We start from the raw sequence: 13,386 nt of genomic DNA, 5'->3' as shown, positions 1-13,386 counted from the left end.
CCATCGACATTGTGGTGAACGGCACGGGCATCGGCGGCGAGACGAGCTTCGTCGACACCAGCGTTGCCGCCCGGGACCGGATGATGGCGGTCCACCTGCGCGGCACCTTCCTGGTCACTCGCGCCGTCTTCCCCGGCATGCTCGAGCGGGGCTGGGGCTGGTCATCAACCGGCATTGTCGGATTCACCAGAGCCCTCTCCTACGAAGGCGCCCCCCGAGGGGTGCTGGTCAACTCCAGAGCGCCGGGGCCCGTCGACACCGACCTGCTCGCCACCTTCGGCGAGGAATGGCGCGCCATGAAGCAGGCCCAGCTGCAACTCGGGCGCTTCGGGAGGTGGATGAGATAGCCCCGGTTGCGTTGCTGCTCGCCAGCGACGAAGGGAGCTTCTTCGTCGGCCAGACCCTCTCACCCAAGGGCGGCGACGTGATGCTCTGACCGGTCCCCCCGGCAGCGCCGCCCCGGCGAACTCCGGAGGTCCATTCTGTTGCACCGATCATCGGTATGGACGCAGGTAGCCCCAGGGTTGTTCAACACTGTGGAATGTTGAGGAGGTAGGAGGTAATCGACGCCACCGATGGCGGCGCGTAGGCGGTCCTGCGGAAGTGAGCTTCGGCGGTTAGCCCTGAGGGTGTTGAAGGCGAAGCTGCGGAGGCGGGCGAAGAGACCCGGATTGCGGCGAATGCGAGAGCGATCCTCACCGATGGTGACGTCGCGGATATAATGCGAGGTGTTCTCGACCTTCCAGTGGTCCCGGATGGCAGAGGCGGCGCGGATGGCTGGAATTGCGGCGGTGGCAAGGTAGAAGGCGGTCTTGGAGGAGCGGGGCCAGAGACCGGTCCTGGCGCTGCGGGTGAGGGCGGCGCGCTCGACGCGGATCACGGCACCGATGAGGGACGCGCACTCGGTGTCGGTGAAGGCCGTGGCTGCATCGAAGGCGGTCACGCTGCGCTCCTCCTGGCGGTTGCGCCCCCGATTACAGCTACCGGAAGTGGAAAGCGGAGCAGCGCTGGCGCAGAGATTCTTGGCCTGCTGATGCAAGATGGGCTGGTTGTCCTTGACCTGTATGATCAGGTCGGATCCCGCCTTTGCGGTGAGGTCGAAGGTTTCCTCTGGCAGCGCAGAGCGTCGAGCGTGACCAAGTGAGCTGCCGCGCAGGGTCTTGCCGTCGATCGCCGGGCTATCCCCATTCGGCTTGACCTGGGCCGCCTGCAACAGCTTGGCGTGGCCACGGAAGGCTGCCTCCACCGCGTTGCTGTCCAAGCCTTGCAGGGTATAGCGGATGGCGGCGTGCGCCGGCGTTCGCTGCCAGGTCAGGCCGAACACCCCGTTCAGCCGAGGACGATGCATCTCGATGAAGGTGACGATGATACGATACGAATTGCCGCCGCTGATGATGGCCAGCATGGACGACAGCAGGACGAACGCCAGTTGGTAAACCTTGCCCTCCGCCCGACAGTGATCCGGCACCTCCTCCAGCAGACCCGGAAGCGGCGCGAAGGCGGTCACGGCAACCTCCCCCGCGCGTACCGCCCTATGAGTCAGAGGTGTGGCGATCCGAGAATCCCGTCATCAGCTCGCTGGCGCTGTTCTCCCCCAACTTGCGGTAACGAGAACTCACCCCCACTACCGCACAGCGTTGAACAGCCTGCTGGGATGGTGGGTCTGGATTAGCGACGGCACCGCCGCGGGCGCCGTGCCGTTGGCGCCCGTCTACCTCGGCTACGGTAATGGCGTCGTGCTCGACCCGTTCGGCTGACACCCTGAGCGCGTAGCTGCGTTGGACCTCACGGAGCGCCCATAGCATGCTGAAGGTCCACGCCGCTGTTGCGAATGCCACATGTGCCGAGGACTAAGCTACCGCCAAGCCGTGCGCCCGCCGGCTGTTCCGTCCAGCGGCATAACGCTTCCGGTTCCGGACGGCTTCTCCGTGACCATCTTGCTTCGCCACATCAGCTTTGGCACCAGCCCAGTTCTATTGGTTCCGGACCTGCGACATCATTCGTACTGACGCGCATCAAGGGAGGATAGAAGAGCGATGACCCTTTACCGACGCACCCTGCTCGGAGCAGCAGCCTCGACGACGCTGGTTCGTAGTCGCGCTTCAGCGCAGAGTCCGACAATCCGCATTGGCGTCCTGAACGACCAGTCAGGTCTCTATCGTGACGATGGCGGCCCAACCAGCGCAATTTGCGCCCGGCAGGCAGTCGAGGAGTTCCGTGCCGCGAACCCCGGAATCAATGTCGAGTTGATCGTTGCCGACCATCAAAACAAGCCGGATATCGGCGCCGGGATCGCGCGACAGTGGTTCGACCAGGGCGACGTGGATGCGGTCGTGGATGTGCCGACCTCCTCTGTCGCGCTTGCCGTCAACACGGTCTGCCGCGAGAAGAACAAGGTGATGCTGAACTCGGGTGCGGCAACCACAGACCTCACCGGTGCGCAGTGCAGCCCGAACACGGTCCACTGGACCTACGACACCTACATGCTGGCCAAGTCCACGGGCGGCGCGACGGTGCGGTCCGGTGGCGATACCTGGTTCTTCATTACCGCGAACTACGTCTTTGGCCAGCAGTTGCAACGCGACACCGCGCGCTTCGTGACAGCGGCCGGCGGCCGAGTGCTCGGCGCCGTCGCCTACCCGTTCCCCGAGACCACCGATTTCTCCTCGATGCTGCTGCAGGCACAGGCCTCGCGCGCCAAGGTGCTGGCGCTGTGCAATTCGGGTGGCGATACCATCAACTGCATCAAGCAGGCACGCGAGTTCGGCCTGACCAAGACCATGCGGGTCGCCGCCATGCTCATGTACAACAGCAATGTGCATGCCCTTGGCCAGGACGTGGCGCAGGGCCTGGTCATGACCGAAACCTTCTATTGGGACCTGAACGACCGCACCCGTGCCTTCATGGACCGGATCAGGCCGAAGACGCCGAATCAGTGGCCCAACATGGTGCAGGCGGGCTGCTACAGCGCGGTGCTGCACTATCTCAAGGCGGTGGCGGACATGGGCCCGGCCGCGGCGAAGGCGGATGGTCGTGCCGTCGTGGCGCGCATGAAGGCGATGCCGACGGACGACGACTGCTTCGGCCCGGGCCGAATCCGCGAGGATGGGCGCAAGCTGCACCCGGCCTATCTGCTCGAGGCGAAGAAGCCGTCAGACAGCAAGGGGCCCTGGGACGGGCTGAAGCTGGTCGCGACCACACCCGCCGATGAGGCCTTCCGACCTTTGAGCGAAGGCGGCTGCGCCCTGATAAAGACCTGACAGGCCGCGCGCCGCCCGTCCAGGTACCAAGGTTCACCCAGTGCGATGACCATCGCGATGCTCTGCATGGCTCCCGCGTCAAAGCCGTGGCACTCGGACCGGGCCGTGCATCGCCTTCCGTGACCTATCGCCGAGCGCGGTCGCATGGGCTGGCAGCGAGCGTCGGGATACAACTCGCGTACTCCGGTGGAGGCTGCTGTTTCGCGCTGGAAACGCGTCATCGGTGACGGGCTACGGTCGCACACCGACGGTCGGCAAGCGACCGAAGCGGCCATCGCCACCAACGTCCTGGATCAGATGCTCGATCTCGGATGGCTGGAGTACATCCGGATCGCATGACCCCACACCCGGCAGGGATCGATGCGTCCATACCGTTGACCGATGCAACACGATGCCGGGCGGCCGCACCCGGGCGCGCCGCGGCCGCCACCCGGTCAATGCGCCGTCGGTGGCGCCGGCAAGCCGAGATTCTCGCGGAGGGTGCGAGCCTCGTATTCCCGCCGGTAAAGGCCGCGGCGCTGCAGGACCGGCACCACCTCATCGACGAATTCCTGCACGCTCAGCGGCGACAGCGCCGGCAGCAGGTTGAACCCGTCGGCGCCGCGGCCGAGGATCCACGCCTCCATCACATCCGCCACCTGCTCCGGCGTGCCGACGACGGTGTTGTGGGTGTTGCCGATCGCCGTGCTCTCATAGAGTTGGCGGATCGACCAGTTGTTGCGCCGCGCCAGGTCGAGGATGAGCTGCGCGCGGGTGGCGAGTTGCTTGTCCTTGCGCAGCTCCGGCACCGGCCCGTCGATCGGGTGTCCGGACAGGTCGCCGAAGATGGCGCTGAGATAGCGCAACCCGACCAGCGGATCGATCAGCTCCTGCATCTCGCGGAAGCGCCGCTTCGCCTCGGCCTCGGTTCCGCCCAGCACGGGCAGCAGGCCGGGCATGACCTTCAGGTGGTCGGGGTCGCGGCCGTACTTCGCCATGCGACCCTTGAGGCCGGCATAGAAGGCCTGGGCGGTCTCGAGCCGCGGCTGCACCGAATACACCACGTCGGCGGTGCGGGCGGCGAGCTCCTGCCCCTCCTCCGACGCACCGGCCTGCACGACCACCGGGCGGCCCTGCGCCGAGCGCGGCGTGCCGAGCGGCCCCTTCACCCGGAAATGCCTGCCGACATGGTTCAGGGTGCGCACCTTCGCCGGGTCGAACAGGTAGCCCGACTGCCGGTCGCAGACATAGGCATCAGGCGCCAGGCTGTCCCAGAGGCCGAGCACCACGTCGACGAACTCCTCCGCCCGGTCGTAGCGCGAGGACTTCTCGAGGATTGTGGCGGAGCCGAAATTCGCCGCCTCCTCGTCCTGGAAGGAGGTGACGACGTTCCATCCCGCCCGGCCGCTGCTGAGCATGTCGAGCGAGGCGAAGCTCCGCGCCACGTGGTAGGGCACCCCGAAGGTGGTGGAGGCGGTGGCGACCAGCCCGACGCATTCCGTCTGGGGCGCGAGCGCGGCGAGCAGGGTCAGCGGCTCGAAGCTGCCGCGGCTCGACCGCCCCAGCACGCCCTTCGGGACGTCGACCATGCTGAAGACGACGAAGTCGGCCAGGAACACCATGTCGAACAGGCCGCGCTCCGCCGTGCGGGTCAGGTCCAGGTAGAAGCCGAACTCGTTGATGCCCTCGGGCGGCACCGAAGGGTGCAGCCAGGCGCTGTGGTGGTAGCCATGGCCTGCAATCGACAGGCCGAGCTTGATCTGCGGCTTCCGCTCGCTCATCGCCCTGGTCGTCCCCCGGATGCGCTGCTGGCCGGAGACTAATCATCAATTGCTTTCTTGCAAAGGTATTCGGGCGCCGTCGCCGAAGGATGATTGCTTCCTTAGAAACCTAGTTTACCATGCGAATCGCGCGCCCCGGCGCGCCGACCCGCGCAGGGAGAGCATGGGATGGCAGCGGAACCGGCATCGGCCCCCGGCTGGGAGGAGCATCGCCCGAATGCCCGGCTGGCAGGGCGGCGCATCCTGGTCACCGGCGCGGGCGCAGGCATCGGGCGCTGCACCGCGGGCCTGTTCCGCGCCGAAGGTGCCGCCGTCGCCCTGCTCGACCGGGACGCGGCGGCGGTCGAGGCAGCCGCAGCCGCCTGCGGCGGTGCGCCGGTGGTCGCCGACGTCACCGACGCCGTCGCGGTCGATCGGGCGGTCGCATCCGCCGCAGCCGCGCTCGGCGGCCTCGACGACCTGGTGAACTGCGCCGGCATCTCCCGCCCCGGCCGGGTGGAGGAGGTCGACATCGCGGCCTTCCGCCAGGTGATCGAGGTGAACCTCATCGGCGCGCATGCGGTCATCCGGGCCTGCCTGCCGCATCTGCGCGCGGCGCCATGGGCGACGATCGTCAACCTCGCCTCCGGCCAAGGCTTGGTGCCAGCCGGGCCGAGCAACGCCGCCTATGCCGCCTCCAAGGGCGGGCTGATCACGCTGACCCGCTCGCTCGCCCAGGAATTCGCCCCGCTGATCCGGGTGAACAGCGTCTGCCCTGGCATGGTGCCGACCGGCATGACCGCCGGCCGCAGCGGCGATGGCCGCCAGTACGCGCTGAAGCGCAACGCCACGCCGCTCGAGGTCGCGCAGGCGATCCTGTTCCTTGCCGGGACCGACTCCGCCTTCGTCACCGGCATCGCCCTGCCGGTCGATGGCGGCCGCACCTTCCATTGATCCTGAGGCCGCGATGTCCCTGCCCACCCTGCTGATCCCGGGCCTCAATTGCTCGGCGACGCTGTTCCGCCACCAGATCCCGCTGATGTGGCGCTTCGGCGCGGTGATGGTCTGCGACCACCGCGGCGCCGACAGCATCGCGGGCCTGGCGGAGCTGATCCTTGTCCAGGCGCCGCCGCGCTTCGCGCTGGCCGGGTTGTCCATGGGCGGCTTCATCGCCTTCGAGATCATGCGCCGCTGCCCGGAGCGGGTGACGCATCTGGCGCTGCTCTCGACCAGCGCCCGGCCGGAGGTGCCGGGTGGCCCGGGCGCCGCGCTGCGCGCCGAGCGGATCGCGATGGCGCGCAGCGGACGCTTCGCCGAGCTGCCGCCGCTGCACTACGCGAACAACGTTCATCCCTCGCGCCAAGCCGACGACGCGTTGCGCGCCACCCATCGCGGCATGACCGAGGAGGTCGGACCCGAGGGCTACATCAACCAGCAGACCGCCAACATGAATCGGGTCGATTCGCGGCCCGTGCTGGCGACCATCCAATGCCCGACCCTGGTGCTGGTGGGCGATTCCGACCGGCTCTCGCCGCCCGACCATGCGGCCGAGATGCAGGCCGGCATTCGCGGCAGCACGCTGGTGGTGTTGCCGGAGTGCGGCCACCTCTCCACCCTCGAACGGCCGGAGGCGGTGGGCGAGGCGATGCTCGCCTGGCGGGGGCGCGCGGCATGACCGGGCTCCCGCGCCGCGGCCTGCTCGCCGCCGCCCTGCTGCCGCGACCGGCCCTGGCGCAGGCCTGGCCCGACCGCCCGGTGCGCATCGTCGTCCCCAACCCGGCCGGCGGGGCGAGCGACATCCTGAGCCGGCTGCTGGCGCGTGAGCTGCAGCCGCGGCTCGGCCAGCCCTTCCCGGTCGAGAACCGGTCCGGCAGCAACGGCATCATCGGCCTCGACGCCGTCGCCAAGGCGCGGCCGCCGGGCAGCGCGCTGATCGTCGCGACCGTGACGCAGTATCTCTGCAACCCCTTCGTGTATCGCAGCATCCCCTACGACCTGGACGCCGATTTCGTGCCGGTCGGGCTGAGCTGGGAGTACTACAACATCGCCGTCGTGCCGGCGGCGCTGGTGCCCGCCCGCAGACTGCCCGATTTCGTCGCCTGGGCGCGTGCGCGGCCGGCCGGCCTCGCCTATGGCTCGAACGGTATTGCTACCTCGCCGCATCTCCTCGGGGCGCTGTTCATGGACCGTCATCGTCTGGACGGCGTGCACGTGCCCTTCCGCGGCGCGGCGGAGACGGCGGCGGCGCTGCTGCGCGGCGACGTGCAGTTCACCATCACCGACATCGCCTCCCTCCTGCCCTATATCCAGAAGGGCGACCTGGCGCCGCTCGCGGTGACCGGGCCGGAGCGCTGGCCTGGGCTCCCCGGGGTGCCGACCATGGCGGAGGTCGGAATGCCGGAGCTGCAGGCGACGATCTGGACCGGCTTCTGCGGTACGGCGGGGATGGCGCCGGACGCGGTCGCGCGCCTGGTCGCGGCGATGGACGAGGCCCTGGCCGACCCGGCCCTGCAGGACCGCATCCGGACCGCCGGGGCCCTGCCGCTGCGGCCCGACCCGGCGGCGCTGTCCCGCCGCTTCGTGGAGGAACGGCCGCGCTGGGGCGAGATGGTGCGCCTGGCCGGCGCGCGGCTCGACTGACCCGTCGGCCCGCTTGCGATAGCTTCGTTTGTTAGCTATTAGAGGGGCGAGGACCTCGCCCGGCGCGCGGCCATTGGGCCATGCGGCGCGGCGCATCCAGGAAAGGACGACAACGGGATGAGCAGCTCCGGCACCGGCGCCTCGGTCAAGGACGGCGCGCAGCACATCAGGGCCGTCCGCGACGGGCGGGCTGTCTACCTCGACGGGCAGCTCGTCCACGACGTCACGACCCACTCCGCCTACCGCAACGCCGTCGCCTCCGCCGCCCGCATGTACGACCACCAGGCGCGGCCCGAGAACCTCGAGCGCATGACCTTTGACCTGGGCAATGGCCGCCGGGTCAGCCGCGCCTGGCAGCTGCCCGGCAGCTACGCGGAGATGGTCGAGCGCCGCAAGGCGCTGGTCGAGTGGGCGGAGCTGTCCTGCGGCTTCCTCGGCCGCTCGCCGGACCACGTCGCCTCCTCGGTCTGCGGCCAGTACATGGGGATCGAGGTCTTCGAGGCGCACGACCCGAAGCGCGCCGCCGCCTTCCGCGACTGGTTCGAGCAGGTCCGGCGCGACGACGTCTTCCTGACCTACGTCATCAACAACGTGCAGGGCGACCGCTCCAAGGCCTTCGGCAGTCAGGGCCCGGGCGCCGAGGACATGATCGCCCGCATCGTCGACGAGGACAGCGGCGGCATCACCATCCGGGGCGCCAAGCTCTTCGCCACCAGCGCCATCATGGCGAACGAGATCTTCGTCGGCTCCGGCCAGCCGCTGCAGCGGGGCGAGGAGCACCTGGCCTTCTCCTGCGCCCTGCCGATGAATGCCAAGGGCATGAAGATGCTCTCGCGCAAGTCCTTCGAGGCGACCGCGACCAGCGAGTACGACAACCCGCTCTCCTGGCGGTTCGACGAGAACGACGCGCTGATCTTCTTCGACGACGTGAAGGTGCCCTGGGAGCGGGTCTTCCACTACCGCAGCACCGACATGTGCCGCGCCCAGCTGCACGACACCCCGGCGCATGTCTACCAGAACTACCAGGCGCAGATCCGGCTGTCGGTGAAGCTGCGCTTCCTCGTCGGGCTCGCCCGCGGCATCGCCGAGACGATCGGCACGGTGAACTTCCCGCCGGTGCGCGAGACGCTCGGCAAGCTCGCCTCCCAGGCCGCGGTGATCGAGGGCATGGTGCTCGGCATGGAGGCGGGCGGCTACCACCGCGGCCCCTACTGGCTGCCGAACAAGCACCTGCTCTACGCCGCGCAGGTGCAATCGCAGGAGATGTACCCGCAGGTGATCACCGCGATCCGCGAGCTTGCCGGCGGCGCGCTGCTGATGCTGCCCTCCTCGGCGCGCGACTTCGGCAACCCGGAGCTGGAGCGCATCATCGACCTGACCCAGGTCTCGCCGGCGATGAGCGGGCGCGACCGGGTGAAGCTGCTCAAGCTGTGCTGGGATGCGGTCGGGTCGGAATTCGCCTCCCGCCATCTGCAGTACGAGATGTTCTATGCCGGCGGGCAGTATGTGACGCGCGGCCATTCCTACCGCACCTACGACTGGGAGCGCGCGACCGGCCTCGCCGCCGCCCTGACCGACCTCTACCGCCTGGAGGACAGCGTCGCCGCGCCCGGGCGCGCCGCCTGATGTCGGCCGCCGCCTGCCCCTTCCAGTCCGCCACGCTGCCGGACTACCCGACCCGCCGCGCCTGGCCGCTCGACCCGCCGCCCGCCCTGGCCGAGATGCGCCGGGCCGCCCCGCTGGCCCGGGTGAGGCTGTGGAACGGGCAAGAGGCCTGGCTGGTCACCGGCTATGCCGAGCTGCGCGCGCTGCTGACCGATCCGCGCGTCAGCGCCGACAACCTGCGGCCGAATTACCCCGGCGCGAATCCCGGGATGACCATCGTCCGGCGGAAGTATCCGACCTTCATCGCGATGGATGCGCCCGAGCACCTGCAGCAGCGACGCATGCTGACCGCGGAGTTCACGGTGAAGCGGATCGAGGCGATGAAACCGCGGCTGCAGGCCATCGTGGACGGGCTGCTCGACGCCATGGTCGCCAAGGGGCCGCCCGCCGACCTGGTGCACGACCTGACGCTCGCCCTGCCGATCACCGCGATCTGCGACCTGCTCGGCGTGCCCTATGCCGACCAGCCCTATTTCCACGACATGGCGATGGTCATCGCCTCGGCCCATACCCCGCCGGAGCGGGCCGCGGCGGCCAGCGAGGAGCTGTGCGACGGCTATATCGGCGGGCTGATCGACCGCAAGGACGCCGATCCCCAGGACGACCTGCTGAGCCGGCTGGTGGTGAACCAGATGCGGCCCGGCCATCTGACGCGCCACCAACTGATCGGCATGGCCCGGCTGCTGCTGGTCGCGGGCCACGAGACCTCGGCCAATACCATGGCGATGGGCGTGCTGGCCCTGCTGGAGAATCCCGGGCAGAAGCAGGCGCTGATCGACGACCCGGCGCTGCTGCCTGGCGCGGTCGAGGAGATCCTCCGCTACATCGATCCCGCGCATGCGGGGCGCCGGCGGACCGCGCTGGCGGATATCGAGATCGCCGGCGTGACCATCCGTGCGGGCGAGGGCATCATCGCTCACAACCCGGCGGCCGACCGCGACCCTGCGGCCTTCCCGGATCCGGACCGCTTCGACATCCGCCGCGATGCCCGCCACCACGTCGCCTTCGGCTACGGCCCGCACCAGTGCCTCGGCCAGCCGCTCGCGCGTGCGGAGCTGTCGGTGCTGCTCGGCACGCTGTTCCGCCGCCTGCCCGGCCTCGCCCTGGATGTGCCGGTCACCAGCCTGACCTACCGCGAGCAGAGCTTCGTCTATGGCGTCGAACGCGTGCCGGTGCGCTGGTAGGAAAAGGGGAGGGAGATCGGGATGCGCATCGTCATCGAGCCGGAGAAGTGCTGCGGTGCCGGCCAGTGCGTCATGGCTGCGCCGGCGGTCTTCGACCAGGGGGAGGCTGACGGCATCGTCGTCCTCCTCGACGCTACGCCGCCGGAGGAGCAGCGCGGGGCGGTCGAGGAGGCGATCCTGCTCTGTCCCGTCGGTGCGATCCGCCTGGAGGCGGATTAGCCGCCACGCCGCCTGCTCCCCGCCGGTTTCGGCAGCGGCGCGGGCCCGGCGGACTCGGAGAGGTAGCGCTGCAGGGCCACCGCCTTGTCGCTCGACTCGACCAGCCGCTCCACGATGTCCAGTAGCTGGTGGAACTCCTTCGCGTTGAGGCAGCCGAACTGCACGTCGTTCACCTGGCGCTGGGTCGGCGCCAGCCGGTCCAGCAGGTCACGCCCATGCGCCGACACCAGCAGGCAGACGCGGCGGCGGTCGAGCGGGTCCACTTCCTTGGTGATCAGCCCGCGCGCCGACAGCTTGTTGGTGATGGTGGTGACGAAGGCCCCGCTCAGGTGCAGGTGGTCGGCCACCGTCCGCACGCTGACATCGCCCTGGTGCGCGAGGTGGTTGATCGAGATCAGCACCGTGTATTCGATGCCGGCCAGGCCGATGACCGACCCATGACCCTCGCGCACGGCCTCGTGCCGGGCGAGGAAGGCGAAGAGGCCGTGCACCAGCTTGCGGAAGGCGAAGTCGGAGCCGTCGACCAGCAATTCCGGGCGGGTGATCGTCAGGGCGACGGGACGGGACGCCGATGCGGCGGTGCTCGCCTTGCGTGCGGCCGGGCGGGCGGCCGCGGTCTGTCGGGGCATGCGCGTGTGACCTTGTCTCAGGACCGGCGAAGGCGGCGCCGGCCATGGCTTGTTTGCCGTCGCATCTGGCCGTGAAGGCGGTGCGCGTCAACCTGCGCCGGAGCTGCGTGGGAAAAAATAGCTTTGAAGAAAAGCTAACAGGCGATATTCCGGCATCCGGGAGTCATCCAGCGGGCGGGCCGACATGGCAGCAGCAGCACTCGAGGACGATCTGGGCCCGGCCTTTCGCCAGGCGATGCGCCAGCTTGCCGGCGGCGTCTGCGCGATCTCCATCGGGCAGGGGGAGGAGCGCGGGGGGCTCGTCGCCACATCGGTCACCTCCCTCTCGGTCGAGCCGCCGACGCTCCTCGTCTGCATCAATCGCCAGGGTGCGAGCTGGCCGCTGATCCGGCGCTACCGCAGCTTCGCGGTGAACCTGCTGGCGGACCGCCACCTGGGGCTGGCGCAGCGCTTCGCCGGCCAAGGCGGCGTCCACGGCGCCGACCGCTACCTCGGGGCCGAGTGGCGGACCGGCGTGACCGGCGCGCCGATCCTCGCCGACGCCATGGTCGCGGTCGACTGCGAGGTCGAGGAACTGATCGAGCGGCACACCCATGGCATCGTCATCGGTCGCGTCCGGGCCGTCAGCACGGTGCGGGAGGAACAGGCCCTGGTCTACCTGCGCGGCGCCTACGCCGCCTTGCCCGCGCCTTGAACTCGCCCCCGGCTTGCGGCCGGTCGATGCTGGCGCGATAGTTATTCTTGATAGCTTCTAAAAGCAGAGGAACGCTCCCGGTGCCGCCGGACTTCGGCGCCGGACCGTGTCCGATGGAGGCCTTCCCGATGATCCTGACCCGCCGTTCGCTTGCCCTGCTCGCCGCAGGAGCCGTCGCCGCCCCCGGCGCGCGCGCCCAGTCCGGCCGGCTGGTGGGGCGGGAGGTCAGGATCGGCGCCGTGGTGCCGAGCAGCGGACCCTTCGCCGAATGGGGGCGCAGCAACACCGCGACGCTGCGCATGATCGAGGAGCAGGTGAACGCCGCCGGCGGCGTGGAGGGCGCGAAGCTCCGGCTCTTCGTCTACGACGACGCGGCCCGCCCCGCCCAGGCCGCCAACCTGGTGCGCAAGCTGGCCGAGGACGACAAGGTGCTCGGCATCGCCGGGCCGCTGACCAGCAGCGCCTGCGAGGTCGCCTTCCCCGTCGCCAACCAGGCGCGGGTGCCCTGCATCTCCCAGGCCTCCTCCAAGCCGGGCGTCGCCGCGGCGAACCGGCCCTGGGCCTTCCGCAACACGATCGACGAGGCGGTGCTGATGCGCACCGCGCTGCCCTTCCTGAAGGAGGCCTACCGGGTCGCCAAGGTCGCCATCATCTACGACGCCAAGGACGCCAATTCGGTCGCCCTCGGCAGCCGTATCATGCCGGAGCTGCTGGGCCAGGGCGGCATCGCGCTCGCCAATGCCGGCGGGCTCGCCAGCTTCAACACCGGCGACATCGACGTCAGCGCCCAGGTGACGGCGCTGAAGGCGCTCGACCCCGACGCCGTGGTCTGCGCCGCCGACTACAGCCAGGCGATCACCGTGCTGCGCGAGATGCGCCGCCAAGGGCTGACGAAGCCGGTCATCGGCGGCACGCCGCTGATCTCCTCGGCCATCCTGCGCGCCGTGCCGGAGCTGCCGATCGTCTCCTGCGCCACCTACTATGCCGGCCAGCCCGGCGAGGCGGCGCGCCGCTTCACCGAGGCGCTGACCCCGATCCTGCGCCGCACCTCCGGCCTGCCGGCGACGATCGAGCCCAGCATGTACGACGCGAACATCCAGGAGATCCTCGGCATCTTCCTCGACGCCGTGCGCAAGCAGGGCCTCACCCTCGCCGAGGCCGACCTGGCCACCGACCGGGAGCGGATCCGCGCCCATCTCGAGCACCTGACCGGCTTCGACGGCCTGTCCGGCCCGATCCACTTCAACCCGGACGGCGACGCGGTGAAGACCTTCCTGGTCGTGGTCGGCCAGAACGGCGCCTGGACCGAGAAGCTGCGCGGCTGCTCCACCGCCGGCGCGCTGACCTGCTGACCGC

At 69.5% G+C, this 13,386-nt stretch carries 14 protein-coding genes; 11 read left to right on the top strand and 3 right to left on the bottom strand.

Annotation, left to right across the window (positions count from 1 at the left end):
• Positions 1–347: SDR family NAD(P)-dependent oxidoreductase (locus tag Q7A36_RS30380; RefSeq protein ID WP_305107537.1), on the top strand; the 347-nt coding region annotated here is incomplete at its 5' end.
• A 59-nt stretch (positions 348–406) separates the two neighbouring features.
• Here Q7A36_RS30380 and Q7A36_RS30375 read toward each other — a convergent pair.
• A complete protein-coding gene (locus Q7A36_RS30375; RefSeq protein ID WP_305107536.1) occupies positions 407–1,507 on the bottom strand; it encodes an ISAs1 family transposase in 1,101 nt (366 codons plus the stop codon).
• A gap of 529 nt (positions 1,508–2,036) precedes the next feature.
• Between Q7A36_RS30375 and Q7A36_RS30370 the strand changes: the two genes are divergently transcribed.
• Both Q7A36_RS30370 and Q7A36_RS30365 read left to right on the top strand, forming a co-directional pair.
• Entirely contained in the window at positions 2,037–3,260 is a 1,224-nt protein-coding gene (locus Q7A36_RS30370; RefSeq protein ID WP_305107535.1) for an ABC transporter substrate-binding protein, read from the top strand.
• A gap of 144 nt (positions 3,261–3,404) precedes the next feature.
• Positions 3,405–3,599, top strand: a complete 195-nt coding sequence (locus tag Q7A36_RS30365; RefSeq protein ID WP_305107534.1) for a hypothetical protein — start codon at positions 3,405–3,407, stop codon at positions 3,597–3,599.
• 95 nt (positions 3,600–3,694) lie between these two features.
• On the opposite strand, the gene Q7A36_RS30360 is transcribed toward Q7A36_RS30365, so the two are convergent.
• Positions 3,695–5,020 (bottom strand): LLM class flavin-dependent oxidoreductase, encoded by a 1,326-nt coding sequence (locus Q7A36_RS30360; protein ID WP_305107533.1) that lies wholly within the window; start codon positions 5,018–5,020, stop codon positions 3,695–3,697.
• Positions 5,021–5,188: 168 nt separating this feature from the next.
• Between Q7A36_RS30360 and Q7A36_RS30355 the strand changes: the two genes are divergently transcribed.
• From Q7A36_RS30355 to Q7A36_RS30330, 6 genes are all read left to right on the top strand, one after another.
• Complete coding sequence (locus Q7A36_RS30355) at positions 5,189–5,953, top strand: SDR family NAD(P)-dependent oxidoreductase (protein WP_305107532.1); 765 nt, start codon at positions 5,189–5,191, stop codon at positions 5,951–5,953.
• 13 nt (positions 5,954–5,966) lie between these two features.
• Complete coding sequence (locus Q7A36_RS30350; RefSeq protein WP_305107531.1) at positions 5,967–6,674, top strand: alpha/beta fold hydrolase; 708 nt, start codon at positions 5,967–5,969, stop codon at positions 6,672–6,674.
• Positions 6,671–7,639, top strand: coding sequence for a Bug family tripartite tricarboxylate transporter substrate binding protein (locus Q7A36_RS30345; RefSeq protein WP_305107530.1), 969 nt, complete (start codon positions 6,671–6,673; stop codon positions 7,637–7,639). The genes Q7A36_RS30350 and Q7A36_RS30345 overlap by 4 nt, the downstream gene beginning before the upstream one ends.
• Positions 7,640–7,756: 117 nt before the next feature.
• On the top strand, positions 7,757–9,265 hold the full coding sequence (locus tag Q7A36_RS30340) for a 4-hydroxyphenylacetate 3-hydroxylase family protein (RefSeq protein WP_305107529.1): 1,509 nt from the start codon (positions 7,757–7,759) through the stop codon (positions 9,263–9,265).
• Positions 9,265–10,488 carry a cytochrome P450 gene (locus Q7A36_RS30335; RefSeq protein WP_305107528.1) on the top strand — a complete coding sequence of 408 codons (1,224 nt, stop codon included), beginning with the start codon at positions 9,265–9,267 and terminating at the stop codon, positions 10,486–10,488. The genes Q7A36_RS30340 and Q7A36_RS30335 overlap by 1 nt, the downstream gene beginning before the upstream one ends.
• A gap of 21 nt (positions 10,489–10,509) precedes the next feature.
• A complete protein-coding gene (locus Q7A36_RS30330) occupies positions 10,510–10,707 on the top strand; it encodes a ferredoxin (protein ID WP_305107527.1) in 198 nt (65 codons plus the stop codon).
• Here Q7A36_RS30330 and Q7A36_RS30325 read toward each other — a convergent pair.
• Positions 10,704–11,336 (bottom strand): MarR family winged helix-turn-helix transcriptional regulator, encoded by a 633-nt coding sequence (locus Q7A36_RS30325; protein WP_305107526.1) that lies wholly within the window; start codon positions 11,334–11,336, stop codon positions 10,704–10,706. The two genes, Q7A36_RS30330 and Q7A36_RS30325, sit on opposite strands and share 4 nt — an antisense overlap.
• 184 nt (positions 11,337–11,520) lie before the next feature.
• Here Q7A36_RS30325 and Q7A36_RS30320 point away from each other — a divergent pair, with 184 nt between their 5' ends.
• Both Q7A36_RS30320 and Q7A36_RS30315 read left to right on the top strand, forming a co-directional pair.
• Positions 11,521–12,030 (top strand): flavin reductase family protein, encoded by a 510-nt coding sequence (locus Q7A36_RS30320; protein WP_305107525.1) that lies wholly within the window; start codon positions 11,521–11,523, stop codon positions 12,028–12,030.
• Positions 12,031–12,158: 128 nt separating this feature from the next.
• A complete protein-coding gene (locus Q7A36_RS30315; RefSeq protein ID WP_305107524.1) occupies positions 12,159–13,382 on the top strand; it encodes an ABC transporter substrate-binding protein in 1,224 nt (407 codons plus the stop codon).
• Positions 13,383–13,386 lie beyond the last annotated feature (4 nt).

This window comes from Paracraurococcus lichenis, from assembly GCF_030657435.1.
GTDB classification, from domain to species: domain Bacteria; phylum Pseudomonadota; class Alphaproteobacteria; order Acetobacterales; family Acetobacteraceae; genus Paracraurococcus; species Paracraurococcus lichenis.
This window is presented reverse-complemented; position numbering and strand designations above follow the sequence as displayed.

Bases quoted from the DNA above. Each gene is read 5' to 3' on its own strand.
- Q7A36_RS30370 (WP_305107535.1), top strand. From the start codon at position 2,037: ATGACCCTTTACCGACGCACCCTGCTCGGAGCAGCAGCCTCGACGACG.
- Q7A36_RS30365 (WP_305107534.1), top strand. From the start codon at position 3,405: ATGGGCTGGCAGCGAGCGTCGGGATACAACTCGCGTACTCCGGTGGAG.
- Q7A36_RS30360 (WP_305107533.1), bottom strand. From the start codon at position 5,020: ATGAGCGAGCGGAAGCCGCAGATCAAGCTCGGCCTGTCGATTGCAGGC.
- Q7A36_RS30355 (WP_305107532.1), top strand. From the start codon at position 5,189: ATGGCAGCGGAACCGGCATCGGCCCCCGGCTGGGAGGAGCATCGCCCG.
- Q7A36_RS30350 (WP_305107531.1), top strand. From the start codon at position 5,967: ATGTCCCTGCCCACCCTGCTGATCCCGGGCCTCAATTGCTCGGCGACG.
- Q7A36_RS30345 (WP_305107530.1), top strand. From the start codon at position 6,671: ATGACCGGGCTCCCGCGCCGCGGCCTGCTCGCCGCCGCCCTGCTGCCG.
- Q7A36_RS30340 (WP_305107529.1), top strand. From the start codon at position 7,757: ATGAGCAGCTCCGGCACCGGCGCCTCGGTCAAGGACGGCGCGCAGCAC.
- Q7A36_RS30335 (WP_305107528.1), top strand. From the start codon at position 9,265: ATGTCGGCCGCCGCCTGCCCCTTCCAGTCCGCCACGCTGCCGGACTAC.
- Q7A36_RS30330 (WP_305107527.1), top strand. From the start codon at position 10,510: ATGCGCATCGTCATCGAGCCGGAGAAGTGCTGCGGTGCCGGCCAGTGC.
- Q7A36_RS30325 (WP_305107526.1), bottom strand. From the start codon at position 11,336: ATGCCCCGACAGACCGCGGCCGCCCGCCCGGCCGCACGCAAGGCGAGC.
- Q7A36_RS30320 (WP_305107525.1), top strand. From the start codon at position 11,521: ATGGCAGCAGCAGCACTCGAGGACGATCTGGGCCCGGCCTTTCGCCAG.
- Q7A36_RS30315 (WP_305107524.1), top strand. From the start codon at position 12,159: ATGATCCTGACCCGCCGTTCGCTTGCCCTGCTCGCCGCAGGAGCCGTC.